Source organism: Pseudomonas fluorescens, from assembly GCF_902497775.2.
Classification (GTDB): domain Bacteria; phylum Pseudomonadota; class Gammaproteobacteria; order Pseudomonadales; family Pseudomonadaceae; genus Aquipseudomonas; species Aquipseudomonas putida_F.
The window spans coordinates 4,457,851-4,482,492 of the sequence record NZ_OZ024668.1; the positions used below are offsets into that span (position 1 = coordinate 4,457,851).

Sequence of the window (24,642 nt, forward strand, 5' to 3'; positions counted from 1 at the left end):
GCCACTATCTTAGTCCTGTGGATTACCCTATCATTAACACTGTACAAATAAACAGTATCGAATACATCGATTACCAAAGGCATGTGAGGTGATGAATGGCCGTCGAAGTGGTATACCGCAGCAGCCGCGACCTGGAGCGCTTGTTCATGGATAAAGCCGAAGCAGACCGTCACGACAAGATGCTTGAGCTGGCCGAGCTGCTGGCCGAGGTCCTGAAAAAAGCCGTGCCGTCGCTGAGCGAACAGCAGGTCGAGGATGCCGGTATCTATATGGCGAAAAACCGCGATGTGTTCGCCAAGGCCTTCAAGAGCCAGCCTGACGCCCTCTCGGAGCTACTGAGCGACAGCGCCGCCGAGTAACCGGCGCTCAGCTGTAGATAAGCCGTTCGGCGAGCATCTGCGCCACCCGCGCCGGCGAGCGTTTCTCGGCCTGGGCGTGGGCAAACACCTCGGTTAACCGCGAAGGTATCCGCGCCAGGTGCGCGGTAATGGTGCCCAGGTCCTCGCCACGGTGCTTGAGCGCCACGTAGATCAGCCCGCCAGCGTTGATCACATAATCCGGCGCATAGAGGATGCCGCGGCTTTCCAGCTGGTCGGCCACCTGCAAGGTGGTCAGCTGGTTGTTGGCCGCCCCCGCCACCGCTGCACAGCGCAACTGCATCACACTCTGGCCATTGAGCACCGGCCCTACCCCGCACGGTGCAAAAATGTCGCAAGGTGTACTGATCAACATCTCATTGGCTACCGGCCGGGCATTGAACTGCTCGATGGCCAGTTGCACCCGGCCAGGGTCATGGTCACTGACCAGCAACTCGGCGCCGGCGGCGTGCAGCTGCTCGGCCAGGGCATAGCCGACATTGCCCAGCCCCTGCACAGCGATACGCAAGCCTTCGAGGTTATCGCTGCCCAGACGCGCCATCGAGGTGGCGCGAATGCCGGCGAACACGCCCATGGCCGCATGGGGTGACGGGTCGCCGGCAGCGGTGGTGCTGGTGACGTGCTGGGTGGTCTGGGCGATGCAATCCATGTCCAGGGTCGAGGTGCCGCTGTCCACCGCGGTAATGAAGCGCCCCTGCAGGGTTTCGACAAAGCGCCCGAACGCCTCGAACAAGGCCGCGCGGTTTTCCACATGGGGGTTGCGAATGATCACCGCCTTGCCGCCGCCCAACGGCAGCCCTGCCAGGGCGGCCTTGTAGCTCATGCCCTGGGCCAGGCGAATGGCGTCGATCATGGCGCTGTCGTCGTCCGGGTAAGCCAGGTAGCGACAGCCTCCCATGGCCGGGCCCAGGTGTTCGCTATGAATGGCGACCACTGCTTTGAGGCCGGTCGGTGGGTCGATGCACAGGTGCAGCGACTGCGTGCGGGTGCTTTGCATGAGAGCGAACATCGACAGGCTCCTCGATGAGGTGCTGATCCCAGTATAGGTCGCGCTTTGGCGCCCGATGACAACACTCGGACCACTGGACGAAAGGCCGCGCCAGCGCTACAACAGAAGCTTGAGCGGAGGTTGTCATGAACCCACGTAGTGCCTGTCTGGCTTGCCTTGAGCGTGACCCGGTCGCCCTGCTGGAAGCGGCGCTGTGGATCGCCGCCGAACACGATGACAGCGTGGTGCCAGCGCAGGTACTGGCCGAGGTTCAGGCCCTGCAACAGGAGGTCAGCGCCGGGCTGCCGATGCTGCCGCTCAGCGAGCTGGCCCAGCCTTTGCTGCGCCGCCTCAACGCCCTGGGCTTCCAGCAGGACGAGTACCACCCCCTGCGGCCCCAGGCGGCGCTGCTCGACAAGGTCATGCAGCGTCGTCGCGGCCAGCCACTGGCCCTGGCCCTGCTGACCCTGGAGCTGGCCCGCGGCCTGTCGATCCCCCTTGAAGGCGTGAACTTCCCCGGGCACTTCCTCTTGCGCGTGCCGGGTGCCGATCACCTGCTCGATCCTTGTGGCGGCCGGCGCCTGTACCCGGCCGATTGCCGCGAGCTGTTGGGCCGTCAGTTCGGTCCGCAATTGGCCCTGAGTGCCGACCACCTGCTGACTGCCAGCCCGCTGCAAATGCTCCAGCGCCTGTCACGCAACCTGCGCCAGCTGCATGCCAGCCAAGACGATCACCTGGAAGCCCTGAAGGACGCCGAACGGGTGTTGCAGCTCGGCCCGGGCACCGCCGCCGACTACATGGCCCGTGCCACCCTGTATCAGCACCTGGAGTGCCCCCAGGCCGAACGCTTCGACCTGGAGCACGCCTTGCTGCTCAGCGACGATCCAATCCAGCGCTTGCGCCTGACTGAACGCCTGAGTCATCTGCCACCGGTGTCGCGGTCGGTGCACTGAGAGCCTCGGCCGGGCTGCGTACCTGAATGATCAACAGCGCCGCCAGCACTGCCGGGATCGCGCAAAAGAAGAATATCTGCTCGACCGGCAACTGCATGGCCAGCAGCAGGCTGCCGAACAGCGGCCCGAGAATCGAGCCGAAACGCCCTACCCCCAACGCCCAGCCGGTGCCGGTGGCACGCACCTGGGCCGGGTAGAAGTTGCTGGTAAAAGCATTGAGCGTCAGCTGCCCACCGATGATGCAGAAGCCGGCGGCAAACACGCAGACTACCAGCCAGCGCGGGTTGTCGTGATTCAGGCCGACCAGCACGGTAAACACCGCCGCCGCCAGCAGCACGGCGCTGAGCAGGCGCACCTTGCGCTTCAGGCGGTCGGCGAACCAGGCCATGAACACCGCGCCGAGGGTGCCGGCAAAGAGGAACATCGAAGTCACCAGGTTAGCCTGGTTCAGGGCCAGGCCGCTTTCCAGCAACAGCGAGGGCAGCCAGCTGATCATGAAGTACAAGAGGATCAGGCTGACGAAGAAGGTCGACCAGATCAGCAGGGTCGGCCTGGCGTAGCCGTCACGAAACAGCGCCACCAGCGTAAGTTTGTTCTGGTTCTCTTCCAGCGCCTGCACACTGGCCGCAGGTGGCTGCCAGCCCGGTAGCATCTTGGCCGTGACCTTGAGCAGGCGCGCATAGGGCGGCGCATCACGCAGCAAGCGTGGCAAGGATTCTGGCAGGTACAGGGCCAGGAACGGAAACAGCAGCAACGGCGCCACACCGCCGGCAAGAAACACCGACTGCCAGCCGAAGCTGTCGATAAACCCAGCGGCAACGAAGCCACCTGCTGCGCCACCGAACGAGAAGCCACACGCAGCCAGGGTCACCATCAAGGTGCGCAAGCGCGGCGGCGCATATTCGGACATCAGCGCCATGGCGCTGGGCATCGCCCCGCCCATGCCGATGCCGCAGACAAACCGCGCCAGCATCAAGCTGTTGAGCGAGTTGGCGAACACCATCAGTACGGTCAGGCTGGAATACAACAGCACACAGCACAACAGCACCCGGCGCACGCCAAAGCGATCCGCCAACGGCGTCACCGCCAGCGAACCCAAGGTCAGGCCCAGCAGGTTGGCGCTGAACACCGGCCCGAACGCGGCCTTCTCCAGGCCCCAGTCCTGGGCCAGAGAAGGAATCACATAGCCCAGCACCTGAGCATCATAACCATCGGTAACCAACAACAAGGCGAGTAACAACAACAGCAACCACTGATAACGCGACACGGGCCGGGCATCCAGCGCCGAGCGAAAGCTGGCAATCTGATTGTGCATCGCAAGGTACCTTTTATTGTTATGGGTATCAGGTGCGGGCAGCAGCGAGGTTTATGGCGTGTCGGGCTGCCTCGACGGGTGGGCCTGGGCAAACGCCGAATGCTCCTCGGCCAGGGCGGCGACCCGGCGGATGCGCGCAAAGCCACTAAGGTCGATGTTGAAGCGCTCGGCCGCGTACAGCTGCGGGATCAGGTAAACATCGGCCAACCCCGGCTCGTCGCCAAAGCAAAAGCCTTGATCACCGATCAACTGCTCGACCGCAGCCAGGCCCAGGCTGATCCAGTGGCCAATCCACTGGTTGACCTGGGCGTCGTCATGGCCCAGGCCACGCAGCTGGTTGAGCACACTGACGTTGTGCAGCGGATGGATATCGCAGCCGATCAGCGCCGCCACGCCACGGGCCTGGGCCCGGCGAACCGGGTCCTGCGGCAACAGCGCCGGCTGTGGATAAACCTCTTCCAGGTACTCGATGATCGCCGGCGACTGCACCAGCAGCTCACCGGAATCGACCTTCAGCGCCGGCACCCGCCCTTGCGGGTTGAGGGCCAGGAAGTGTGCTTCGCGCTGCTCTCCCTTGAGCAGGTTGACCGGCAACTGCTGGACGTCCAGCTGCTTGAGCGCCAGGGCAATCCGCACCCGGTAGGATGAAGTCGAGCGGTAGTAGGTAAAGAGTTCCATGGCCCTGCCCTCTCAGCGTGCCGGAAGGATCTTGCCGCGGCACTCGCCGAAGCCGATCGAAGCCACACCGTCGCGCTTGCAACGGGCGCGCAGGATGATCTCGTCGCCGTCTTCGAGGAACTTGCGCACCTCGCCGGACGCCAGCTCCACCGGCTCCTTGCCGCCCTGGGTGATTTCCAGCAGGCTGCCGAACTGGCCAGGCTGGGCACCCGACAAGGTGCCGGAACCGAACAGGTCGCCCGGCTGCAGTTGGCAACCGTTGACGCTGTGGTGGGCAACCATCTGCGCCACGGTCCAGTACATGCTCAGGGTGTTGCTCAGGGTCAGGCGATGGGCTGGCAGGTTCTGCTCACGCATGCGCTCGGTCAGCAGCAGCACTTCCAGTTCGATATCAAAGGCGCCGTTGGCCTGGTCGTTGTTGTCGAGCAGGTACGACAGCGGCTGCGGGTCACCCTCCGGGCGCGCCGGCTGGGCGCAGCGGAACGGCTCCAGGGCTTCGGCGGTCACCACCCACGGGGAGATGGTGGAAATGAAGCTCTTGGACAGGAACGGGCCCAGTGGCTGGTATTCCCAGGCCTGGATATCGCGCGCAGACCAGTCGTTGAGCAGGCAGAAGCCGGCGATGTGTTCAGCGGCTTCGGCCACCGGAATCGAATCGCCCATGTCGTTGCCCTGACCAATCCAGATGCCCAGTTCCAGCTCGTAGTCCAGGCGCGCGCACGGGCCGAAGCTAGGCTCGGTCTGGCCGGCGGGCAGGGTCTGGCCTTTTGGCCGGCGCACATCGGTGCCCGATGGGCGAATGGTCGAGGCGCGGCCGTGATAGCCGATCGGCACGTACTTATAGTTGGGCAGCAACGGGTTGTCGGGGCGGAACAGCTTGCCGACGTTCTTGGCATGCTCGATGCCGACATAGAAGTCGGTGTAGTCGCCGATGCGCGCCGGCAGGTGCAACTGGCACTCGCTGACCGGGTACAGCAGCGGCTTGAGCGCGGCCTGGTGTTGGCTGTGCTCACCGAGCAGCTCCAGCAGACGTTGGCGCAGGGCCACACGTGCACCACGGCCGAGGGCGAAGAAAGCATTCAGCGCGCCACCACGGGTGGCTTCGACTGCAGCACGGGCCTGGCCGTCGAACAGGCCGGCGGCCAGCACCGCTTCCAGGTCGAGAATGGCATCGCCGATGGCCACGCCACAGCGCGGCGCCTGGTCCTTGCGGCTGAAGATGCCCAGGGGCAGGTTCTGCAGCGGGAAGTCGCCGTGACCGTTGGCGTGTTCGACCCAACTGCGGGCAAGGGCGGACTGATTCATGGGTTATCTCCGATTCGGGGTAAAGGTGCTCGGCAACGAGGCCCAGCAACTATCGTAGTCGGCCTGCAATTGCGGGCATTCGAGCGCATGACGGCTCGGGCGCAGCACCTGGCTGGTTTCGAACATGAACGCCATGGTGTTGTCGATCTTGTTCGGTGCAAGCTCGGTGGCGATGGCCTTGCTGCAGGTCTCGGCATCCGGGCCGTGGGCGCTCATGCAGCTGTGCAGCGAGGCACCGCCGGGCAGGAAGCCTTCGGCCTTGGCGTCGTACTCGCCCTTGATCAGGCCCATGAACTCGTTCATCAGGTTGCGGTGGAACCACGGTGGACGGAAAGTGTTCTCGGCCACCATCCAGCGCGGCGGGAAGATCACGAAATCCAGGTTGGCCATGCCCGGCACGCTGGTCGGCGAGGTCAGAACAGTGAAGATCGACGGGTCCGGGTGGTCGAAGCTGACCGTACCGATGGTGTTGAAGCGGCGCAGGTCATATTTGTACGGCACGTTGTTGCCGTGCCAGGCGACCACGTCCAGCGGCGAATGGTTGAGCTGACAGCCCCACAGTTCGCCGAGGAACTTCTGAACCAGCTGCACCGAGCCGTCGATTTCCTCGTAATGGGCCACCGGCGTCAGAAAATCACGCGGGTTGGCCAGGCCGTTACTGCCGATCGGCCCCAGGTCCGGGATGCGCAGTGGCGCACCGTGGTTCTCGGCCAGATAGCCACGGGCCTGGGCGTCGAGCAGTTCGACGCGAAACTTCAGGCCACGAGGCAGTACGGCGATTTCCAGCGGCTCGACGTCCAGCACGCCCAGCTCGGTGACGATGCGCAGGCGGCCCTGCTCGGGCACCAGCAGCAGTTCGCCATCGGCATTGAAGAACACCCGCTCCATGGAGCGGTTGGCGCAATAGGTATAGATACTGATGCCCGCCGGTTTTTCACCTGCCGAGTTGGCTGCCATGGCCACCCAGCCATCAATGAAGTCGGTTGGCTCGCTCGGGATCGGTTGCGGGCTCCAGCGCAGGCGGTTGGGCGTGACCGGGCCCAGCGGACCACCGGCCAGCTGCCGATCCAGGCGCTCGAAGCGCGGGTGCAGGGCCGAAGGGCGAATGCGGTACAGCCAGGTGCGGCGCAACTCGCTGCGGGCCATGGTAAAGGCCGTGCCGGAGAACAGTTCGGCATACAGGCCATAGGGGGCTTTTTGCGGCGAGTTCTGTCCGACCGGCAGGGCGCCGGGCAAGGCTTCGCTGGCGAATTCGTTGCCGAAACCGCTCTGGTAGCCGAGGACAGGGGTGTTATCGAGGTTCATCGAGCCTCCGGGCCCAGTGCAGGCCGGTCAATGGCAGTGGGCTGCGGGCCTTGAAAGGGTGGCAGCGCTTCTGCGTTATTTTTATCGTAATTACATTACGCATAACGTAATTTGATTGGTGAAGACCGTCAAGCTATAAAGACGCCCATTGAACTCCCCGGATCGACTCCCCCATGGCCAAAGCCAGCTCCCCCGCCGACAGCTCCGGCAAACAGAAGGTCCGCTCGGCCGAGGTCGGCACCGACATCCTCAAGGCCCTGGCCCAACTGTCGCCATCTACCTCACTGTCACGCCTGGCCGAACACGTCGACATGCCGGCGAGCAAGGTTCACCGTTACCTGCAGGCCTTGATTGCCAGCGGCTTTGCCGAACAGAACCCGGCCACCAACCATTACGGGCTGGGTCGCGAAGCCCTGCGCGTGGGCTTGGCCGCACTGGGCGGGATGGACGTGTTGAAAGAGGCGACGCTGCCGCTGTCGCAACTGCGCGATGAGCTCAACGAAAGCTGCTTCATTGCCGTCTGGGGCAATCAGGGCGCGACCGTGGTCAATATCGAGCCGGCGGTGCGCGCAGTTACCGTGGTGACCCAGATCGGTTCGGTGTTGCCCTTGCTCACCTCCTCGACCGGCCTGGTGTTCGGCGCCTACCTGCCGGAGCGCGAAACCATCGAACTGCGCGAGCAGGAGCTGGCCGCTTCCGGCCACAGCTTCAGCGACTACCAAGCATTGTTTGCAACGATCCGCCAGCGCGGCCTGCACCATGTTCATGGCCTGCTGATGCCGGGCGTCGATGCGCTGTCGGCACCGGTGTTCAATGCGGTGGGCAAGATTGCCGCGGTGCTGACCGTGGTCGGGCCAACCTCGATCTTCCATGCCGACGAGCAGGGGCCGGCAGCGCAGCGGCTATTGGCAGCGACGAAGCTGATCAGCTGGCGCATGGGCTACGAAGAAGCACCTGCCGAGTAAACTTCTTCACAGACGATCACAGTCTTTCATCACGCCAGCACTTAAGCTAGCCAGCGGGCACTGTTACTAGAGTTGTAACAGTGAATGTCACAATCGGCTATTTTTCCACACCGGTCAGCGGCTTATCCTGAACTCACTTGCACAGCACTGGCCAAACTCTCAAGCCAGCTGTCTAATCCGGGCCTTTTGAGCGTGAACACCCCGCCCCCTGCGACCGGCAAGACCAGGTTCACCGACGTTGATTTTGAAGCTCCTTGATCTGCGTCTTACTTGGCCGCTGCACTGCAGCGGCCTTTTTTATGGCTCTTCACGGAATCCAGGGTTGGGATGTTGAGGCTGCGAGTTTATCCATTCAGTGTGGGGCCAACAGCGGCGCCACACCGAATGGATAAGCCCGCAACCCAACCCAAGAATCATAGCCCCCGGGATTCCGTGAAGAACCTTTTTATGCCCGCGATTCAGTCGCCATCATCGTCAAAGTGAAAACGGTGCAACAATCGGTGGGCAATGGGCGCCAGGATCAGGCCGATGCTGGCGACGAACACCAGGCCGACATACAAGCCGTAGCCGGCGAAAAACAGCTTGCCGCCGATCGTCTCGGGCAGGATCACCGGCCCTACCCCGCCCAGCAGCAAGGTGGCATTGAACACCGCATCGTGCCAGGGCACCTGCGGCTCGAAGTACAGATGGCCAACCACGCCAAACAGAATCGAGCCGATCAGCAACAGGCAGGCAGCAACACCATGCCACATCAGGCGAAAGCCAAACTGTCGGGTAGAGATGACAGCGTCCGTTCTGGATTCGTACATCCACTGTGCTCCTGCAACCAAGGTGGCCGCCCAGCATAGGCAACTTCAACGGGCGACCACAACCTTGCGGTAGGTTCAGCCCTGTGGGTACTTCTGCAGGTTGGCCATCATTTGCTGCAGGGCTTCGAGGCTGTCGTTGGGATGCACGGCATTGTCGAAGCTGCCGATTTGCTGCCAGTTGGCGGCGATATCTTCTGCTGTAAAGCCTTCGCGCGGGTCAAAGCCAACACCCAGGCTACGCTCCCAGCGCACCTTGCCGACCCAGCCGCCGCCCACTTCATACAGACCGCCACTGTCCTGACAGTCGTCACTGCTCAGGTACACCACCAGCGGGCTGACCAGCTCCGGCTTGAGCTGTTCGAACACCTGCGGCGGAATCAGCCCTTCGGTCATGCGCGTGCCGCCGGTGGGAGCGATGGCATTGACCAGGATGCTGTTCTTGCGTCCTTCGATGGCCAGGGTGCGGGTCAGGCCGTACAGGCCGAGCTTGGCCGCGCCATAGTTGGCCTGGCCGAAGTTGCCATAGATGCCCGAGGTCGAGGCGGTGAAGATCACCCGCCCCCAGTTCTGTTCGCGCAGGTGCGGCCAGGCGGCGCGGGTGACCTTGTAGGCCCCCTGGAGGTGAACCTGATAGACCTGCTCCCAGTCGCTGTCCTCCATCTTGTGGAAAGTCTTGTCGCGCAGAATGCCAGCGTTGTTGATCAGCACATCGACACGGCCGAAGCTGTCCAGGGCCTGTTCGACAATGCGCTGGCCGTCGGTGACCGAGTCATGGTTGGCCACGGCAGTGCCGCCCGCTTTGCGAATCTGCGCCACCACCCGGTCGGCGGCCGAGGCGCTGGCGCCTTCGCCATGGGTTGAACCGCCCAGATCGTTGACCACCACCCGGGCGCCATGCCGGGCAAACAGCAGGGCATGTGCGCGACCCAGGCCGCCACCGGCGCCGGTGACAATCACTACTTTATCGTCCAAGCGAATCGTCATGCTCAGTTCTCCTGCAGAACAAGGGAGGGATGCCCGAGTGTCGGCCAGCGCTGGCTGGCACACAATCAAGCGGGCAGGCGCTGAATGGCAGGCGATAAGGCCAGGCGATGATTGCGCACACCCGGTCGCTCAGGACCAGGCGACTTTCTGCGGCACACTCACCAGGGGTTGCGCACGAAACGCCAGGTAATGGCGCAGCACCTGTACCGGTGCTTCGGTGTGCGGATAGTGGCCGATCCCCTGGAGCATCACGGTATCGGCATTGGGTACCAGCTCCTGGTAGCGCTCAAGCATATGGGCCCCGGAAATCGGGTCGACCGCGCCGTTGATCAGCCGCAGCGGCACACCTTCGACCTGCAGGGCGCCGACCCAGCGCTCGCGGTGGGCGACCCGCTCGGGCAGGTAGTTGATCAGCTTGTGCATGATCCGCGTCCCCCGGTTAGAGGCAATCAGGCTCCAGTAATCGTCCAGCGCGCTTTCGCTGGGATGGGTACAAGGGCCGTAGATCTGGGTGACGCTGCGTACCAGGTCATCACGCCCGAACGAGCGCCCGACCAGCCAGCCCAGGCGGCTGAGCAGCAGCTTCTGGATCAGCAGCGGTCGATGGCGCTCAGGGAACAGACCACCGTTGAGGAACACGCAACTGGCGATTTGCGCCCGGCCCTCATGGTGGCGGGCGAGCAACTCCTGGGCGACGCTGCCGCCATAGTCATGCCCGAGCAGATGCACCGGCTGCTCGACCTGCAGGTGCGCCAGCAGCGCCTGCTGCAAGTCGGCCTGCTCCAGCAGGCTGTATTCATGGTGCAGCGGCTTGGCCGAATCGCCAAAGCCGAGCATGTCGCAGGCAATGACCCGAAAACGCTGGGCCAGCGGCGCCCACAGGTAGTGCCAGTCCCAACTGGCGGTGGGAAAGCCATGGATGAGCAGGAGCGGTTCGCCCTGTCCTGCGGTCCAGTAGCGGATGGTCTGGCCGCGGAACGAGAAATTCAGGCCGCGGGTCCGCCAGACGCACAATGGAATTTCGGCCAAAGGCATCACAGTGGTCCCGGTGGGTTGTTGGTCGTCGTGTTTGGCAAGGCTGCGATCATTGCAATCACCTCGGCACATTCGTGTGCTCTATTGATCGACAGTCTAGTCAGCCAAGCCCCACCCGAGAGTTGCGTTGGCAGCCAGCTTATTGACCTTTGGAGTCAGTGCGCAAAATAGCGAAGTGAATCACAGCAGCAAAGTCAGTAACGGCGCGGCAAACAGGTTGAGCAGGCCGGTCAGGACCATGACCAGACCGGCCACCGAACCTTCCTCGCCGCCCACCTCATGAGCACGACTAACGCCTGCCCCATGGGCGCCGACGCCAAACAGCGCACCGCGGGCCAGTGGCGTGCGCAGCGGCAGGTACTTGAGCAGCACGCCACCGAACATCGCCCCGAGCACCCCGGTAAACATCACGAACACTGCGGTCAGCTCCGGCACGCCGCCCAGGTCCTTGGCCAGCGGCATGGCAAAAGGCGTGGTGATCGAGCGCGGCACCAGCGACAGGCTGACCGAGCTGTCCAGCGCCAGCAGATGCGCCAGGCCCCAGGAACTGCCGATAGAGGCGGCACTGCCGACCAGCATGCCCAACGTCAGGGCTGGCCAGTGCCGGGCCAACAAGGCGCGCTGTTGCCAGATCGGCACGGCAAAGGCCACGGTGACCGGGCCCAGCACCGACATAAGCCAGTGGGTATTGCGCGCATATTCGGCATAGGCGGTATGCAGCGGCACGGCAATCGCCAGCAGCACAGCCGGCACCAGGATCAACGGTGACAACAGGTAGCGCCCGGTGCGCCGGTACAACCAGCGGCTGGCCAGATAAGCCAGCAGGGTCAGGGCCAGCCAGAACAGCGGCATCGGCTCAAGCGTCATGGCGCAGCCTCCAGCGGCAGATCCACTCCACAGTCACCGCCGTCACCACCATCACCAGCAAGGTACTCAGGCCAATTACCAGCAGGATCCGCCAGCCTTCATCGCGCAGCAGGCTGCCGTAATCGAGCAGGCTCATCAGCGCCGGAATAAAGAACAGCAGCATCTCGGCCATCAGCACCCCGGCGCCCAGCTGCAACATGGCCGGCTTGAGCACGCCGGCGGCGAACAGCAGCAACAACAGCGCCATGCCGATGACCCCGCCGGGAATCGGCCAGGCCAACCAGGCGGCCAGCAAACCACCGACCTTATAAAGCGCAAGCAACACCGCAAGCTCGGCGAGCAGGCGGACAAATCGGTTTAACGCAGGGGGTTTCATCGCGGGGGTCCTCTCAAGCCTTCATTTTAAGAGCCCGCTCCCCACGCCAAAAGCGAATTGTTAGACTGCCAACTATTCCAGATTGGAATTCAGGCAATGGAATTCAAACAGCTACGCAGTTTTCTCGAAGTGGTGCACCGTGGTGGCTTTACCCAGGCCGCGCAGACGTTGCACATCAGCCAGTCCGCCGTGAGCAAGCAGGTCGCGCAACTGGAACAGGACCTGGGCGTGCCGCTGCTGGAGCGTCAGGGTTCGCAACTGCACCTGACCGCCGCCGGCAAGATCGTGCTCGAACGCGGCGAAGCCATGTTGCGCTTGCGCCAGGAGTTGCTGAGCGAACTGGATGATCTGAGCCAGCTGGCGCGCGGCGAGCTGCGCCTGGGCCTGCCGCTGCTGGGCAGTGATGCGCTGTTCGCGCGGTTGTTCGCCGAGTACCGGCGGCGTTACCCGAACATCAGCATTCAGTTGTTTGAAGGCGGCAGTCGCAGTGTCGAGCAGGCCGTGCTCAGCGGTGAGCTGGAGCTGGGCGGCAGCCTGACGCCAAGCGACCCGGCCTTCGCCTGCCAGCCGTTTTGCAACGAACCGCTGGATGCCTTGTTGCCCATCGATCATCCACTGGCAACTGCCGGGCAGGTCAGCCTGGCGCAATTGGCCGACACGCCCTTCCTGCTCTATCAACGCAGCTTTGTACTTAATGACCGCTTGCTGGGTGCCTGCCAGCAACTGGGTTTTGTCCCCAAGGAAGGCGGGCGCAGCGGCCAGGCCGACTTTCTCGCCGCGCTGGTGGCGGCAGGCCAAGGGGTGGTGTTGTTGCCGAGTGTGGTTGCCCGAGGCCTGGAGCGGCCCGGGGTGGTGCGCCTGGCCTTGAGCGAACCGACAGACTTGCGCTGGGACATTGCCTTTATCTGGCGCCAGGGCGCCTACCTGTCGCGTGCCGCCCAGGCCTGGCTGCAGCTGCTGCGCGAGCAGCCACAGCCGCAGTGATCAGCCGCGCAGTTTAGTCACAAGCTCGGCAATCCAGGGCTCGGCATCGGTTTGCGGGGTAACGGATTCGCTGGCATCCAGGCGCAGCATCGGCTGCACTTCGACCAGGCCCATCTCGGCGAACAGCTCGCGCAGTTGCTCGCCGCCGCCGCAAAAGGTATCGCCATAGCTGGAATCGCCCAGGCCGATCACCGCACCCTTGAGCCCGCGCCACTCGGCGGGCAGCACATCACGGATGGCACTGAACAGCGGCATGATGTTGTCCGGCAACTCGCCCATGCCAGTGGTCGAGGTCACCGCCAGAAACGCCTGCGGCGCAAAGCCCCGGACGTCTTGCAGGGTAGCCCGGTTAGCGTGCCAGGCCTCGAAACCTGCGGCGTTGAGTAACTTCTCGGCGTGCCGAGCAACTTCTTCGGCGGTGCCGTAGACCGAACCGGAAAGGATGGCGACTTTCATAGAGGTTTCCGAAACTGAGTAAAAACGTAGGATACTAGCATCAGGCACTGGCAAAAGGCCTTAATCTGCCGCTGTACAGCGACGGCCAATCCACTAGAATCAGCCAGCATGCCCGATCTACAGCCCTTGCGGACCTAACAAGATGATCAATGCCACACTGCTGCAGCGCATGATTGACGCCTCCAACGACGGGATCGTGGTGGCCGAACAGGAAGGCGACGATGACACCATCCTGATCTACGTGAACCCGGCGTTCGAGCGTCTGACCGGCTACGATGCCAACGACATCCTTTACCGTGACTGCCGCTTCCTGCAGAACGACGATCGCGACCAGAGCGCCCGGGCATTGATCCGCCAGGCGATCAAGGATGGCCTGCCGAGCCGGGAAATCCTGCGCAACTACCGCAAGGACGGCAGCGCGTTCTGGAACGAACTGTCGATCACCCCGGTGCTGAACGAAGCTGACAAGCGCAAGTATTTCATCGGTATCCAGAAGAACGTCAGTCGCCAGGTCGAAGCCGAACAGCGGGTGATCGAGCTTGAGCGTCAACTGGCCGAAGCCCAGGCGCGCATCGCTGCACTGGAAGCCGACCAACGGTCTTAACAAACACGCCGTTTGATTGTCCATGACGGTGAAGAAACGCATTCACGATTGAAACTTCGAGTTCGACCATGCAAGCAGATGCCCTTCTGACCCAGGATGAACTGGAGTTCATCCGGTCCATGCAGCACGCGCCCCAGCCCCTCCCGGCTGAACCGGCGCCGCACCTGATGGTCAATGGCGGCAGCGAAATCAAGAACCTGCTGACCCGGCTGATCGCCGACGAGCAGGTGACCTTGCAGGCACAGTTCAACAATCAGCAGATGACCTTCCCGCTGCAACTGGTCGAAGACGAGTTCCATGCCCTGCACCTGCAGCTGGGTGCCCCGAACATCTATGAAGAAGGCGCGGTGGTCCGCCCCTGGCGCCTGACCCTGGAGCAACCGGTAGCCCTGGAAGACGAGCTGGGCCTGAGCACCGGTTTGTGGGTACGGGAAGTATCCTTCAAGGGTGTGCTGCTGGAAGTGCGTGAGCAACCCGAACCGCCCAAGCACTTCGACCTGTGGTTCAGCCCCGACGGCGATGCCCCCATTGCCCTGCACGGCACCCTGCAACGGCGCACCGGCGAACGCCTGGCTGCCTATAACCTGGGCCAGAGCCTGCCAGCTGAAATCGAGCGGCTACGCGAGTACATCCTCCAGGCCCACCGCCGCGCCCACCCCGAGTTGCACCCTCAAGAATCCAGGTGACCGGCCAGGTATTGCTGCAGCCGCCGGCGCATCAACCGCCCTTCACTGCCCAGACACGCGACTTGCGAACCGATCAGGCTGTCCTGAGCCAGATCTGCTGCTTCGCCTGCCAGCAATAACGGGCATTCCAGTGCCAGTGCCAGGCGCGCCAGGCGCTTGGGCAAGTCACTGGTCGGTGGATGATTGGAAAACAGCACCAGGGCGTGGGGCGTCATGCGCTCGCAGACCAGGCTCAACTCTTCCAGTGGCTGGCCCAGGCCGAGCACGCTGATGGCGGTTTCACTGGTGCCGAGCAACAGCGCCGCCACCAGCAACTCAAGCTCCCGGCATTGCCCGGGAATCGCCGCCAGCAGCACGCGCACTTCCTGCTGCTCACGCGTCAGTTGCAAACGCTGCAACACCCGTCCGCGCAGGAAACTATCGAGAAACAGCCATTCACTGGCCTGGCCGAAGGCTTCGTGGGTACTGCGCAGCTCCTGCCAGACCGGCATGAGGATGTCCTGGAACACCGCCAGCTGTGGATAACTGCTGAACACCTGGCCGTACACCTGCTCCAGGCGACGCTCGTCGAATGCCCTCACGGCCTGGCGCAACTGTGCTTGCCATTGGTTGAAATCGGCTTGGGATTCTTCGCTGCGCTGTGACTGGCTTTCGGCCTTGAGGTTCTGGCTTTTGGCCAGGATGCGCCCGACTTTGCTGACAGCGACACCGCGTTCGATCCAGCCGAGGATGCTGCGCACCTCATCGATATCGGCTTGCGAATACAAACGGTGCCCACTTTCGGTGCGCGTGGGCTGGATCAGCCCATAACGGCGCTCCCAGGCACGCAGGGTGACCGGGTTGATACCGGTCATGCGCGACACCTCGCGGATCGGGAACAGTTCTTCGTGGTCCAACTCACGCGTGCTCAATGAAGGCTGGTCAGGTTCGATCATTGTCGGGAAACCGCGGGTTTATGGGCCAATATCCATTCTACTCCGCCTATCACCCACACGACCATTGGCATTTCTATCAGGTCGGCGACCGCCAGCACTGACGAGTCAGCTTATTTAAGGAATAATCCGCGCCCGATTCTTGCATCGATTCTTGCAAAGAAGCGAATACCGCCCACCACCCCGGGCGGCGTTCAAGGGGCAGGCCTACCCGCCACGCCCAGTTGCCAGGAGATTTACCATGTCTACCCCACCCGTAACCCTGATGGTTACCCGCCGCGTCGCCGATGGTCGTTACCAGGACCTGATGGCCTGGTTGCACGAAGGCGAACAACTGGCCACCGACTTTCCCGGCTACCTGGGCTCGGGTGTGCTCGCCCCGCCCCCGCAAGGCGACGAATTCCAGATCATCTTCCGCTTCACCAATGAACAAACCATGCATGCCTGGGAGCATTCGGCTTCGCGCAAGGCGTGGCTGGCGCGCGGCAATGGCCTGTTCGCCGAGCCGTCGGAACAGCGGGTCAGCGGCCTGGAAGGCTGGTTCGGCAACAACCCGGTACAGCGCCCGCCACGCTGGAAGCAGGCGGTGGCGATCTGGCTGGCGTTCTTTCCGGTGTCACTGCTGTTCAATGTGCTGTTCGGCCACTGGCTGGGCGCACTGGAGCTGGTGCCGCGCATTCTCCTCAGCACCCTGGGCCTGACGCCGTTGATGGTGTATTTGTTCATTCCGCTGTCGACCCGCCTGCTGGCCAACTGGCTGAACGCCAGCCCCGCCCGCCCGGGGCCGCAGGGCGCGCGCAATCCCGCCTAGTTCGGGTATGCTGGGGGTTATCCAAGCGAACCAGTAAAAGTTGACCGCCCCCACCATGAACAGCCCAATTCTTGTCACCGGAGCCAGCCAGCGAGTCGGGCTGGCGCTGGCCCTGAACCTGGCGCAGGCCGGCCATACCGTGGTCAGCGCCAGCCGCAGCAAAAGCCCCGAGGCCGAGCACCCGAACATCATCCAATTCCAGGCCGACCTGTGCCGGGAAGACGACCGCCTGGCCCTGATCGAGCACCTGCAAGGCAGCTACGAAGGCTTGCGCGCCATCGTCCACAACGCCTCGTTGTGGCTCGACGATGACCTCGCCAACCTCAATACCATGTTCAAGCTGCACGTCGAGGCGCCCTACCACCTGAACCTGGCCCTGGGTGCGCAACTGGCCAAAGTCGACAAAGCCGACATCATCCATATCTGCGACGAAACCTCCTCGCGTGGCAGCGGCAGCCATATCGGCTATGCCGCCACCAAGGCCGCCTTGCAGAACATGGTGCTGTCGTTCGCCGCCAAGTACGCGCCGAACATTCGCGTCAACGCGATCCTCCCGGGCTTGCTGATCCTCAAGGAAAACAGCGACGAGGCCTACCGCCAGCAAACCCTGAAAAAGGCCCTGCTGGAATTCGAACCCGGCGCCCAGCCGCTGATCGATGCCGTGCGTTTTCTGCTCGACAGCCAGTACAGCACCGGTAGCAGCCTGGTCATCAACGGTGGCCGCCACCTGAAAAACCGCATCGCGGTAGACTGATCTACCGCTGTCACGAGAACGTCCATGAACGATCAACAGAAACTCGAACTTGAAGCCGCCGCCTTCCGCCGCCTGGTTGCCCACCTGGACAGCCGCAAGGACGTGCAGAACATCGACCTGATGAACCTCGCCGGCTTCTGCCGTAATTGCCTGTCCAAATGGTACAAGGCCGCCGCCGACGAGAAGCAGATCGAGCTGAGCATGGATGAGGCCCGCGAAGTGGTCTACGGCATGCCTTACGCCGAATGGAAAGCCCTTTACCAGCAAGAAGCCAGCGCCGAACAACAAGCGGCGTTCGCCAAAGGAAAGCCCAATGACTGATCTGAACACCCTGCGCGCCAGCCTGAAATCCGGCGAGCACGTCTTCGCCGACACCCTGGCCTTCATCGCCGCCAACTACAGCTATCAGCCACAAGCCTTCACCAACGGTGGCGTGGAAAACGCTGCCGGGCAGAACGAAGGTTCGTGCAAGACCCTGGGCCTGGCCCTGCTTGAAGGCCTGAGCGATGAAGAAGCCCTGCTGGCGTTCGGCGAGCACTACCGCTCGGTACTGGCCACCCCACAAGACAGCGACCACGGCAATATCCGCGCACTGATCGCGCACGGCCTGGCTGGCGTCAATTTCGCCGAGCAGCCGCTCAAGCGTCTGGGCTGATCAAGCGCCCCGGCGTGCCTTCGGCCAGTTGCCCGTGCTGCAGCCAGTGCAGGGCAATTGGCCACAGCCTGGGCTGGAAGCGGCTGTGGAAGAAAGCGAAATGACCGATCCGGGTCTCGTCGATATCCCCTGGGGCGATGCGCAGATGGCTGCGCTCACTGGCCTCGAAGTACCCCAGTAAACGCTCGATGGCGGCCACCGTACCGAACGGGTCGTCGGTCAGGCTGATGGCCAGGGTTTGCGCCCTGACCCGGGCGAAGGGCAATCTGCTCAGTGCCCGGCCGCTTGGGCGTTGCTCATAAGCCGGCGTCAGCGTGCTCCAATCCTGTACCACCCCAGCCGGGGTGTCTTCCAGCCAGCCCAGGCGCTTGCCGGGGAAATAACCGAATACCCGCGTCAGCAGCGGCATCAGCACATGCCATTTGCCGAACAGTTGCCAGCGACTGTCGGCGGCGTAGTCGCGCCAGTAGGCAAACTGCGCGCCCACCGTGACCAGCCGACGCAGTTGATCGGCCGAAGGCGCCAGCCCTGCCGCGCAGCCACCAAAACTGTGCCCGACCACGTCGATGGGCTGGCCGGGAAACTCGCGCTGGGCGCGTTGCAGGATGGCTTCGAAATCCAGCGCGCCCCAGTCGGTCCAGGATGCCTGAAAATGGCGCATGGACACCGGGCGCGACTCACCAATGCCACGATAGTCATAGGTGATGACATCGAAACCATGAGCGAACAGGTAGTGGGCAAAACGGGCGTAATAGCTGCAGCACACCGACGTCGCGGCGTTGATGATCACCAGCGCTCGCGCGGTGTCCGACACCCGCTGGCGCCAACAGAAACCGCCGAGGGAGTAACCATCGGCGGTGGTCTCACGAAAGGCTTGGCCGCTGTTGCTGACAATAGGCAAAGCCGGGAATGCTTCGAGACTGCTCATCGACCTCTGTCATGCCGACGCCGCTACCTGCGGTGCAGGGACCTTGCGCAAGCCGCTCAGTCGCGACCCATCGTAACGGGTTTCGCGGAACAGGCGCCAGCGTCCGAACAATCCATACACGTGCATCACCCGGCCCTGCTCGTGATAGCCCATGCGTAAATGCAACTTGAGTGCCGGAATATTGTGGGTTTCGCAGACATCCACCACCGTGTGGCAGCCCTTGGCCCGCATGGCGTCCCAGAGGCTGATCTGGGCATCCACCGACAGCCGGGTGCCGAAGTAGGCGCGGGTCATTTCACCGCCGAATTCAAAGAACTCACCGGGCTTCACCGGGAAGGTGCAGCCGTAATAATGACGGTCGTAATAGTCGCGCATGCTGGCGAAGATGAACGCCACGGCGTCGCCCTGCTCATCCAGGTACATGTGCCCGGTATGGCCTTCGGCGGCCAGCTCACGCATGGTCTGCACGCGGTCGCCGAAATAGCGGGCAAAGGCGTCGGCGTTGTCCTCGGTGATCTCGACCAGGCGTACCGGGGGATGCTCGCGCTGGTTGTGCGGCGGTACCGGGCTGACCAGGTCGCGCTCCATCCACAGCAACTCCCAATGGAAGTAGATGTAACGCTCACACAGGGTTTTGAGGACCTTTTGCAGACCCTTTTGCCTGATCCGCTCTTTTAGTTTTTGTAGTCCACTCATGGTGCCTCCTGTCGAAACCTTGACGGTTTAAAGGGCATTTGAATGAGTGGTATAGATCAGCGCCGAGGAGGGGGTAGCAAAGGGCCACTGACTTAGTTGTTTCAAATTGTGTCTCAAGTTTGAAACTGTCACCGCACCCTAGGAAAACAGGTGCGGCAACAAGAGCTTAGCAACGGCTAATTACAGCTCGATGCAGTCAAACCGTACGTCGGTAGCGACATCGGCGTCGTAGTCAACATCCTGACGCTCGAAACCGAACAGCTTGAGAAACTCTTTCTTGTAGCCGGTGTAGTCGGTCAGCTCAAACAGGTTTTCGGTGGTCACCTGCGGCCACAGGGCCTTGCAGGCATCCTGTACGTCGTCACGCAGTTCCCAGTCGTCCAGGCGCAGGCGGCCTTCTTCGTCCAGTGCCGCTGGCGCGCCGTCGGCGCGGTACAGACGGTCACGGAACAGACGGTCGAGCTGATCCTGGGTACCTTCGTGAACGCCCTTTTCCTGCATGATCTTGAAGACCATCGACAGGTACAGCGGCATCACCGGGATAGCCGAGCTGGCCTGGGTAACCACGGACTTCAGCACCGCGACGTTGGCGCCGCCAGCGACCTTGCTTTGCAGGCGCTGGGCAGTTGCATCCAGGTCCATCTTGGCCTTGCCCAGCGCGCCGTGCCAGTAGATCGGCCAGGTGATTTCAGTACCGATGTAGCTGAAGGCCACGGTGCGCGCTTGCGGTGCCAGAACACCGGCGGCGTCCAGCGCGTCGATCCACAGCTGCCAGTCCTGACCACCCATGACGGTGACGGTGTCGGCAATTTCCTGCTCGCTGGCAGGCTCGATGGACGCCTCAATGATGGTGTCCTTGTTGGTGTCGATGGCGGTCGACTTGTACGGCTGGCCGATTGGCTTGAGGGCCGAGCGGACCAGTTCGCCTGCGCGCTCGCCGGCAGAAGCAGGCAGCTTGCGTACCGGCGATGCCAGGGAGTAGACCACCAGGTCGACCTGGCCGCCCATTTCGTTCTTGATCAGCTCGATGACCTGGGCCCGCGCTTCGTCAGAGAAGGCGTCGCCATTGATCGACTTGCTGTACAGGCCTTCGGCCTTGGCGAATTTGTCGAAAGCGGCAGCGTTGTACCAGCCGGCAGTACCCGATTTAGTTTCAGTGCCTGGTTTTTCGAAGAATACGCCCAGGGTATCGGCCTTGAAACCGAACGCGGCGGTGATGCGCGCTGCCAGGCCGTAGCCGCTGGAAGCACCGATCACCAGTACCTTTTTCGGACCATCCTCGCGCACGCCCAGCTTGCGGGTGGCTTCGATCTGATCACGTACGTTCAGCTCGCAACCTTTGGGATGCGTAGTGGTGCAGATAAAACCGCGGACTTTGGGATGGATGATGGCCAATGTCTGTACCTCGTCAGTGAATTTGCTGAGGGAGCCGAATCGCGTGGACTCGAGGTTCCGTTTGCTGTGAGGGTGAGACTACACCCGCAGCGTTGCCGACACATCCGGCCCCCCTGGAATCCTTCAGGGCGCTACTTTGTCACAGCGCGGAAAACTTCAGCAACCGCTGATCTCAGACCCGGAACGCACCGATCAGGCGCTTGAGCTCCAGCACCTGGGTCGACAGCTGGCGACTGGCGTCCTCGGTCTGGTGGGCGCCCTGTGTGGTGTTTTCCGCCGCCCGGTTGATCTCGACGATGTTCTGATCGATGTCGTGGGCCACCGCCGTTTGCTGCTCCACCGCTGCAGCGATTTGCTGGTTCTGGTCGACGATGCTGCCGATGGCGCCGAGGATATTTTCCAGCGCCTGCTGCACCTGTTGCGACTCGCCAACCGTGCCCGAGGCCATCTGGTGACTGCTGTCCATGGCCTTGACTGCGGCCCCGACCCCACCTTGCAGACGCGAAATCATCTGCTCGATTTCTTCGGTGGACTGCTGGGTGCGCTTGGCCAGGGTACGCACCTCATCGGCGACCACGGCAAAGCCACGGCCCTGCTCGCCTGCCCGGGCCGCCTCGATGGCGGCGTTAAGGGCCAGCAGGTTGGTCTGCTCGGCGATGCTCTTGATCACCTCCAGCACCCGGCTGATAGCCTGGCTGTCGCTGGCCAGCTGGTTGATCACCGCCACCGACTGATCGATCTCGCCGGCCAGGCGGGCGATATTGCCCTGCTGAGTTTCCACCAGGCCGCGGCCGCTGACGGTTTCCTGATTGACGCTGTGGGCGCTATTGACCGCCGCTGCCGCGCTGCGCGCCACCTCCTGGGCGGTGGCCGACATCTGGTTCATGGCCGTGGCCACCTGCTCGATCTGCCCGCGCTGGCCGCTGACCGCCTGGTTGCTGCGCGCCGACACCGCGTGTACCTGTTCGGCTTGGCGCTCGACCTCGGCGACGGTATGGCCGACCTGCTCGATCAGGTCATGAATACGCCGCACGGTGCCGTTGAACACCTGGCCCAGCTCACCCAGCTCATCGCGGCTGCTGGCCTGGAAGTTCACCGTCATGTCGCCGGCAGCGACTTTGTCCATCACCGCGCCAAGGCTCTTGAGGGTGTTGCGGGTCGAGGCGTAGAAGCCGCTGTAGAGATAGACGATCAGCAGAAACACCGCAGCCATTGCACAGACCTGCAGGATCATGTGCGAGCGGTGCTCAGCCAGGCGTTGCTCCAACTGAAGGCCAAGAAATTCGCCAATCGCGGAGTTGAGCTTGTAGGTCTGCTCCATCAAGCCGGTAATCTGCTGATAGAACCCGGGCCAAGGCTTGTCGAGGGTATCAGCCACCACCACCTGTTCTTCGATCAGTTCGCTGGCCTGCTTGAGAGACGCCTGGCTGCTGTTGGCCAGGCTGCCGAGCCGGGCTTGCGCACCGGGCTCGGTGACCAGCGCCTCATCCAGGCGGATGGCATAGTCGGCGCCAAGCTTTTCCAGCTTCGCCAGCAGGTCATCGAAGCGCGCACTGGAGGCCGAATTGACGAAGCCCTGGCCCAGTGAATAGGCGCCGATTGCCCGTCCTTCACCGAGGGTCTGGGTCACCTGCGGGGTGACCGTGGTCATCAGCTCGCTGAGCTGGCGGATCGCCGAGTCGCTGTCCTGGCTAAGCCCGGCCTGGCTGGCAACCACCTTGCTGAGCACCTGCGCCTGACCCAGCAGCTTGTCGAAAAACGCCACTTTGCTGGACAGCGACGTCTCACCCTGGGCGGCCTTGAGGGTCTCGAGCATCTCGCTGCGCTTGGTGTCGAAGGCCTTGGCCTGCGCCTCGTCGCCGGTCATTGCCGTCAAAGCGGACAGGCGGCTCTGCACCTGTTGCTCGACGCTGGCGATCTGCGCCTCGACCTCAGCAGCTTTGCCCGACTGGCCCAGCACGGCGTTGATCTGCACCAGGTTGCCGAGGGTTTCCACCTCGCCGCGCAAGGCCAGGCTGCTGCCCAAAAGCTCCAGGCTCTGCAGCTCGGTGCGGGTGGCATGGAACTGCGCATAGGAATCGCGGACCAGGTAGAAGTTGGTCACCAGCATGGGCAGGAAAAACAGAATACTGATCAGGCTGAACTTCATGCCGAAGCTCAGTCGATTCATCAGCGCGACGGCCGGATACAACAGGCTCTTCACGGGTGGTGCCCTCCGATTCTTATTGTTCTGCGCGCAGTAGCACAAGGCCACTCAGTGTATTCAGCAGCACCTGTATAGCGCATATCGGATCGGGGGTTTGTAACTTAAGGTTAACCGCTGGCGGAGCGACCAACGGCCGCTCCGCGACAGGCTTTAGCCAAGCACGGTCCACAGGGCGAAACAGGCGTACCAGAGCACTGCCGAGCGCAGCAACAACTCCCAGAGGTTATCCAACCCGAGCAAACCTTCGGGGCCGGCTGCGGTGCTGGCCGGCAAGTCCCCGGCGACACGACCGACCGCGCCGATCAGGCCGGCGGCGCTGATGTGCCAGTTGAGCAGCTCGTGCAGCATCACCCGGCTGACCGCCACGAAGTTGCCGACCAGGGCGAAACTTACACCGAGCACGCGCACCGGAGCCCAGTCGAAGGCGTGGCGCAGTTGCAAGGCATGGTCGCGCAGCGAAGGGGTACGCGCATGCTCCGCGGTCAGTGCCAGCAGCCGATAAGCCAGGGCCGCCGCTGGGCCGAGCAGGAAGTACCAGAAAATCACCGCGAAAAAGCTCTGGTAGGCCTGCCACAACAGGTTGCCCTGGACCCGTTCCAGCAGGGCCTGGGCCTCGTCGGCGGTCAAGCCCAGGTCACGCTCGGCGACATGCACCGCCGCTTGCTCGTCCCCGCGTCGCCAGGCATCGCGAAACGGTCCATGCGCCGCCTTGATATCACCACGGCCGAGGCTATAGATCAACACCAGCAGGTGCACCGGCAAAGCCAGCAAGCCATAGGCCACCGGCTCTAGCACGTACAGCAGCAAGGCCAGCAGCGCCACCGGCAGCAACACCAGGATGATCAGTACCCACCAGGGATGACGCCGACCGTCACGCTCCAACCGCGCAAGCTCGGTGGTAAAAAAACCATCGCGTTGCAGACGCTGACGCAGAGCCGAGAACTTCTCGAACCACAGCACCAGCAACAGCACCAGAAAACTCATGTTTGATCCTCCTTGTCCTTGAGGCCGGCGCGGTAGCGTGGCCAGTCAAAAGCAACCCCGGGGTCGGTCTTGCGTCCCGGGGCGATATCGCTGTGGCCCTGAATCCGTTCAGTGCCAATGGCCGGCCAGGCATCCTGAATCTGCCGGGTCAATGTTTGCAACGCCTGATACTGTGCGTCGGTGAAAGGCAGCTCGTCGGTGCCTTCAAGCTCGATGCCGATGGAAAAGTCGTTGCACGCCTCGCGCCCCTCGAAACAGGAAACCCCGGCATGCCAGGCGCGGTCCAGACAAGAGACAAACTGAGTGACCTTGCCGTCACGCTCGATAAGAAAGTGCGCCGACACGCGCAGGTGCTGGATGTCTTCGAAATACGGGTGTTCGCTGGCATCCAGGCGGTTCTGGAAGAATTCCTGGACCTTGCCGGTACCAAACTGCGCCGGGGGCAGGCTGATATTGTGGATAACCAGCAGAGAGATGACTTCACCCTCGGCGCGGGCATTGCAGTTGGGCGAAGGACAATGGCGGACGCCGGCGAACCAGCCAGTAGCGCGGTCCAGTTGCATAGAAAATCCTGAGACACGGGGGCACGGGCTC

General features: G+C 62.8%; 28 protein-coding genes and 1 pseudogene. 10 read left to right on the top strand and 19 right to left on the bottom strand.

All coding sequences use genetic code 11. The annotated features are described in order from the left end of the window. Window positions 1-95 precede the first annotated feature (95 nt). The gene (locus F8N82_RS20560) at window positions 96-359 is read left to right on the top strand and encodes a YebG family protein (protein WP_038997066.1); all 264 of its coding nucleotides are present in this window, start codon (window positions 96-98) and stop codon (window positions 357-359) included. Between the two features lie 7 nt (window positions 360-366). Here the strand turns inward: F8N82_RS20560 and F8N82_RS20565 are convergent, their stop codons facing one another. Continuing rightward, window positions 367-1,386, bottom strand: a complete 1,020-nt coding sequence (locus F8N82_RS20565) for a Leu/Phe/Val dehydrogenase (RefSeq protein ID WP_038997067.1) — start codon at window positions 1,384-1,386, stop codon at window positions 367-369. 125 nt (window positions 1,387-1,511) lie between these two features. Between F8N82_RS20565 and F8N82_RS20570 the strand changes: the two genes are divergently transcribed. After that, window positions 1,512-2,318 carry a SirB1 family protein gene (locus F8N82_RS20570; RefSeq protein WP_038997069.1) on the top strand — a complete coding sequence of 269 codons (807 nt, stop codon included), beginning with the start codon at window positions 1,512-1,514 and terminating at the stop codon, window positions 2,316-2,318. Here the strand turns inward: F8N82_RS20570 and F8N82_RS20575 are convergent. Genes F8N82_RS20575 through hmgA form a run of 4 tightly spaced genes read right to left on the bottom strand, consistent with a single transcriptional unit; the run spans window position 2,239 to window position 6,921 of the window. Further along, entirely contained in the window at window positions 2,239-3,633 is a 1,395-nt protein-coding gene (locus tag F8N82_RS20575) for an MFS transporter (protein ID WP_038997070.1), read from the bottom strand. The two genes, F8N82_RS20570 and F8N82_RS20575, sit on opposite strands and share 80 nt — an antisense overlap. Before the next feature lie 51 nt (window positions 3,634-3,684). Beyond that, entirely contained in the window at window positions 3,685-4,311 is a 627-nt protein-coding gene (maiA, locus tag F8N82_RS20580) for a maleylacetoacetate isomerase (protein ID WP_038997071.1), read from the bottom strand. Window positions 4,312-4,323: 12 nt separating this feature from the next. Then, window positions 4,324-5,616, bottom strand: a complete 1,293-nt coding sequence (gene fahA, locus F8N82_RS20585) for a fumarylacetoacetase (RefSeq protein ID WP_038997072.1) — start codon at window positions 5,614-5,616, stop codon at window positions 4,324-4,326. A 3-nt stretch (window positions 5,617-5,619) separates the two neighbouring features. Beyond that, window positions 5,620-6,921, bottom strand: coding sequence for a homogentisate 1,2-dioxygenase (gene hmgA / locus F8N82_RS20590; protein WP_038997074.1), 1,302 nt, complete (start codon window positions 6,919-6,921; stop codon window positions 5,620-5,622). Between the two features lie 173 nt (window positions 6,922-7,094). Between hmgA and F8N82_RS20595 the strand changes: the two genes are divergently transcribed. Next, window positions 7,095-7,886, top strand: coding sequence for an IclR family transcriptional regulator (locus F8N82_RS20595; RefSeq protein ID WP_038997076.1), 792 nt, complete (start codon window positions 7,095-7,097; stop codon window positions 7,884-7,886). 458 nt (window positions 7,887-8,344) lie between these two features. On the opposite strand, the gene F8N82_RS20600 is transcribed toward F8N82_RS20595, so the two are convergent. The 5 genes from F8N82_RS20600 to F8N82_RS20620 form a co-directional block, all read right to left on the bottom strand. Then, complete coding sequence (locus tag F8N82_RS20600) at window positions 8,345-8,695, bottom strand: hypothetical protein (protein WP_038997077.1); 351 nt, start codon at window positions 8,693-8,695, stop codon at window positions 8,345-8,347. A 75-nt stretch (window positions 8,696-8,770) separates the two neighbouring features. Further along, window positions 8,771-9,679: an SDR family oxidoreductase gene (locus tag F8N82_RS20605; RefSeq protein ID WP_414602470.1), complete on the bottom strand. Its 909-nt coding sequence runs from the start codon at window positions 9,677-9,679 to the stop codon at window positions 8,771-8,773. A 129-nt stretch (window positions 9,680-9,808) separates the two neighbouring features. Then, on the bottom strand, window positions 9,809-10,714 hold the full coding sequence (locus F8N82_RS20610; protein WP_038999615.1) for an alpha/beta fold hydrolase: 906 nt from the start codon (window positions 10,712-10,714) through the stop codon (window positions 9,809-9,811). 180 nt (window positions 10,715-10,894) lie between these two features. Further along, on the bottom strand, window positions 10,895-11,581 hold the full coding sequence (locus F8N82_RS20615) for an LrgB family protein (RefSeq protein WP_038997079.1): 687 nt from the start codon (window positions 11,579-11,581) through the stop codon (window positions 10,895-10,897). Beyond that, window positions 11,571-11,957: a CidA/LrgA family protein gene (locus F8N82_RS20620; RefSeq protein ID WP_038997081.1), complete on the bottom strand. Its 387-nt coding sequence runs from the start codon at window positions 11,955-11,957 to the stop codon at window positions 11,571-11,573. Before F8N82_RS20620 ends, F8N82_RS20615 begins: the two co-directional genes overlap by 11 nt. Before the next feature lie 96 nt (window positions 11,958-12,053). Here F8N82_RS20620 and F8N82_RS20625 point away from each other — a divergent pair, with 96 nt between their 5' ends. Beyond that, window positions 12,054-12,941 carry a LysR family transcriptional regulator gene (locus tag F8N82_RS20625; RefSeq protein WP_038997083.1) on the top strand — a complete coding sequence of 296 codons (888 nt, stop codon included), beginning with the start codon at window positions 12,054-12,056 and terminating at the stop codon, window positions 12,939-12,941. Here the strand turns inward: F8N82_RS20625 and F8N82_RS20630 are convergent, their stop codons facing one another. Beyond that, the gene (locus F8N82_RS20630) at window positions 12,942-13,397 is read right to left on the bottom strand and encodes a flavodoxin (protein WP_038997085.1); all 456 of its coding nucleotides are present in this window, start codon (window positions 13,395-13,397) and stop codon (window positions 12,942-12,944) included. A gap of 142 nt (window positions 13,398-13,539) precedes the next feature. Between F8N82_RS20630 and F8N82_RS20635 the strand changes: the two genes are divergently transcribed. After that, window positions 13,540-14,001: a PAS domain-containing protein gene (locus tag F8N82_RS20635; protein WP_038997087.1), complete on the top strand. Its 462-nt coding sequence runs from the start codon at window positions 13,540-13,542 to the stop codon at window positions 13,999-14,001. A gap of 68 nt (window positions 14,002-14,069) precedes the next feature. Beyond that, entirely contained in the window at window positions 14,070-14,687 is a 618-nt protein-coding gene (locus F8N82_RS20640) for a hypothetical protein (RefSeq protein WP_038997089.1), read from the top strand. Here F8N82_RS20640 and F8N82_RS20645 read toward each other — a convergent pair. Further along, the gene (locus F8N82_RS20645; RefSeq protein WP_052251585.1) at window positions 14,672-15,622 is read right to left on the bottom strand and encodes a MerR family transcriptional regulator; all 951 of its coding nucleotides are present in this window, start codon (window positions 15,620-15,622) and stop codon (window positions 14,672-14,674) included. The genes F8N82_RS20640 and F8N82_RS20645 overlap by 16 nt on opposite strands. A gap of 238 nt (window positions 15,623-15,860) precedes the next feature. Between F8N82_RS20645 and F8N82_RS20650 the strand changes: the two genes are divergently transcribed. The 4 genes from F8N82_RS20650 to F8N82_RS20665 are packed head-to-tail and all read left to right on the top strand — an operon-like array spanning window position 15,861 to window position 17,839. Further along, complete coding sequence (locus F8N82_RS20650; protein WP_038997090.1) at window positions 15,861-16,430, top strand: antibiotic biosynthesis monooxygenase; 570 nt, start codon at window positions 15,861-15,863, stop codon at window positions 16,428-16,430. Window positions 16,431-16,485: 55 nt separating this feature from the next. After that, window positions 16,486-17,184, top strand: a complete 699-nt coding sequence (gene folM, locus F8N82_RS20655) for a dihydromonapterin reductase (RefSeq protein WP_038997091.1) — start codon at window positions 16,486-16,488, stop codon at window positions 17,182-17,184. Between the two features lie 24 nt (window positions 17,185-17,208). After that, entirely contained in the window at window positions 17,209-17,505 is a 297-nt protein-coding gene (locus tag F8N82_RS20660) for a DUF1244 domain-containing protein (protein WP_038997092.1), read from the top strand. Next, entirely contained in the window at window positions 17,498-17,839 is a 342-nt protein-coding gene (locus tag F8N82_RS20665) for a HopJ type III effector protein (protein ID WP_038997093.1), read from the top strand. The genes F8N82_RS20660 and F8N82_RS20665 overlap by 8 nt, the downstream gene beginning before the upstream one ends. Here the strand turns inward: F8N82_RS20665 and F8N82_RS20670 are convergent. From F8N82_RS20670 to ampD, 7 genes and pseudogenes are all read right to left on the bottom strand, one after another. Further along, complete coding sequence (locus tag F8N82_RS20670; RefSeq protein WP_038997094.1) at window positions 17,823-18,767, bottom strand: alpha/beta hydrolase family protein; 945 nt, start codon at window positions 18,765-18,767, stop codon at window positions 17,823-17,825. The genes F8N82_RS20665 and F8N82_RS20670 overlap by 17 nt on opposite strands. Before the next feature lie 9 nt (window positions 18,768-18,776). After that, window positions 18,777-19,463 (bottom strand): GNAT family N-acetyltransferase, encoded by a 687-nt coding sequence (locus F8N82_RS20675; RefSeq protein ID WP_038997096.1) that lies wholly within the window; start codon window positions 19,461-19,463, stop codon window positions 18,777-18,779. A gap of 180 nt (window positions 19,464-19,643) precedes the next feature. Next, on the bottom strand, window positions 19,644-20,858 hold the full coding sequence (fabV, locus tag F8N82_RS20680) for an enoyl-ACP reductase FabV (protein WP_038997098.1): 1,215 nt from the start codon (window positions 20,856-20,858) through the stop codon (window positions 19,644-19,646). 172 nt (window positions 20,859-21,030) lie between these two features. Continuing rightward, window positions 21,031-21,744 carry a methyl-accepting chemotaxis protein gene (locus F8N82_RS27675; RefSeq protein WP_414602497.1) on the bottom strand — a complete coding sequence of 238 codons (714 nt, stop codon included), beginning with the start codon at window positions 21,742-21,744 and terminating at the stop codon, window positions 21,031-21,033. A 141-nt stretch (window positions 21,745-21,885) separates the two neighbouring features. After that, window positions 21,886-23,028 (bottom strand): annotated as a pseudogene (locus F8N82_RS27680) (HAMP domain-containing protein); the annotation flags it as partial. A gap of 186 nt (window positions 23,029-23,214) precedes the next feature. Continuing rightward, a complete protein-coding gene (gene ampE, locus F8N82_RS20690) occupies window positions 23,215-24,048 on the bottom strand; it encodes a regulatory signaling modulator protein AmpE (protein WP_038997101.1) in 834 nt (277 codons plus the stop codon). Then, complete coding sequence (gene ampD / locus F8N82_RS20695) at window positions 24,045-24,611, bottom strand: 1,6-anhydro-N-acetylmuramyl-L-alanine amidase AmpD (protein WP_038997103.1); 567 nt, start codon at window positions 24,609-24,611, stop codon at window positions 24,045-24,047. The genes ampE and ampD overlap by 4 nt, the downstream gene beginning before the upstream one ends. Window positions 24,612-24,642 lie beyond the last annotated feature (31 nt).

What these genes read in the sequence shown, in the direction of transcription:
- F8N82_RS20560 (WP_038997066.1), top strand. Translation starts at nt 96, where the DNA reads ATGGCCGTCGAAGTGGTATACCGCAGCAGCCGCGACCTGGAGCGCTTG.
- F8N82_RS20565 (WP_038997067.1), bottom strand. Translation starts at nt 1,386, where the DNA reads ATGTTCGCTCTCATGCAAAGCACCCGCACGCAGTCGCTGCACCTGTGC.
- F8N82_RS20570 (WP_038997069.1), top strand. Translation starts at nt 1,512, where the DNA reads ATGAACCCACGTAGTGCCTGTCTGGCTTGCCTTGAGCGTGACCCGGTC.
- F8N82_RS20575 (WP_038997070.1), bottom strand. Translation starts at nt 3,633, where the DNA reads ATGCACAATCAGATTGCCAGCTTTCGCTCGGCGCTGGATGCCCGGCCC.
- maiA (WP_038997071.1), bottom strand. Translation starts at nt 4,311, where the DNA reads ATGGAACTCTTTACCTACTACCGCTCGACTTCATCCTACCGGGTGCGG.
- fahA (WP_038997072.1), bottom strand. Translation starts at nt 5,616, where the DNA reads ATGAATCAGTCCGCCCTTGCCCGCAGTTGGGTCGAACACGCCAACGGT.
- hmgA (WP_038997074.1), bottom strand. Translation starts at nt 6,921, where the DNA reads ATGAACCTCGATAACACCCCTGTCCTCGGCTACCAGAGCGGTTTCGGC.
- F8N82_RS20595 (WP_038997076.1), top strand. Translation starts at nt 7,095, where the DNA reads ATGGCCAAAGCCAGCTCCCCCGCCGACAGCTCCGGCAAACAGAAGGTC.
- F8N82_RS20600 (WP_038997077.1), bottom strand. Translation starts at nt 8,695, where the DNA reads ATGTACGAATCCAGAACGGACGCTGTCATCTCTACCCGACAGTTTGGC.
- F8N82_RS20605 (WP_414602470.1), bottom strand. Translation starts at nt 9,679, where the DNA reads ATGACGATTCGCTTGGACGATAAAGTAGTGATTGTCACCGGCGCCGGT.
- F8N82_RS20610 (WP_038999615.1), bottom strand. Translation starts at nt 10,714, where the DNA reads ATGCCTTTGGCCGAAATTCCATTGTGCGTCTGGCGGACCCGCGGCCTG.
- F8N82_RS20615 (WP_038997079.1), bottom strand. Translation starts at nt 11,581, where the DNA reads ATGACGCTTGAGCCGATGCCGCTGTTCTGGCTGGCCCTGACCCTGCTG.
- F8N82_RS20620 (WP_038997081.1), bottom strand. Translation starts at nt 11,957, where the DNA reads ATGAAACCCCCTGCGTTAAACCGATTTGTCCGCCTGCTCGCCGAGCTT.
- F8N82_RS20625 (WP_038997083.1), top strand. Translation starts at nt 12,054, where the DNA reads ATGGAATTCAAACAGCTACGCAGTTTTCTCGAAGTGGTGCACCGTGGT.
- F8N82_RS20630 (WP_038997085.1), bottom strand. Translation starts at nt 13,397, where the DNA reads ATGAAAGTCGCCATCCTTTCCGGTTCGGTCTACGGCACCGCCGAAGAA.
- F8N82_RS20635 (WP_038997087.1), top strand. Translation starts at nt 13,540, where the DNA reads ATGATCAATGCCACACTGCTGCAGCGCATGATTGACGCCTCCAACGAC.
- F8N82_RS20640 (WP_038997089.1), top strand. Translation starts at nt 14,070, where the DNA reads ATGCAAGCAGATGCCCTTCTGACCCAGGATGAACTGGAGTTCATCCGG.
- F8N82_RS20645 (WP_052251585.1), bottom strand. Translation starts at nt 15,622, where the DNA reads ATGATCGAACCTGACCAGCCTTCATTGAGCACGCGTGAGTTGGACCAC.
- F8N82_RS20650 (WP_038997090.1), top strand. Translation starts at nt 15,861, where the DNA reads ATGTCTACCCCACCCGTAACCCTGATGGTTACCCGCCGCGTCGCCGAT.
- folM (WP_038997091.1), top strand. Translation starts at nt 16,486, where the DNA reads ATGAACAGCCCAATTCTTGTCACCGGAGCCAGCCAGCGAGTCGGGCTG.
- F8N82_RS20660 (WP_038997092.1), top strand. Translation starts at nt 17,209, where the DNA reads ATGAACGATCAACAGAAACTCGAACTTGAAGCCGCCGCCTTCCGCCGC.
- F8N82_RS20665 (WP_038997093.1), top strand. Translation starts at nt 17,498, where the DNA reads ATGACTGATCTGAACACCCTGCGCGCCAGCCTGAAATCCGGCGAGCAC.
- F8N82_RS20670 (WP_038997094.1), bottom strand. Translation starts at nt 18,767, where the DNA reads ATGAGCAGTCTCGAAGCATTCCCGGCTTTGCCTATTGTCAGCAACAGC.
- F8N82_RS20675 (WP_038997096.1), bottom strand. Translation starts at nt 19,463, where the DNA reads ATGAGTGGACTACAAAAACTAAAAGAGCGGATCAGGCAAAAGGGTCTG.
- F8N82_RS27675 (WP_414602497.1), bottom strand. Translation starts at nt 21,744, where the DNA reads ATGAACCAGATGTCGGCCACCGCCCAGGAGGTGGCGCGCAGCGCGGCA.
- ampE (WP_038997101.1), bottom strand. Translation starts at nt 24,048, where the DNA reads ATGAGTTTTCTGGTGCTGTTGCTGGTGCTGTGGTTCGAGAAGTTCTCG.
- ampD (WP_038997103.1), bottom strand. Translation starts at nt 24,611, where the DNA reads ATGCAACTGGACCGCGCTACTGGCTGGTTCGCCGGCGTCCGCCATTGT.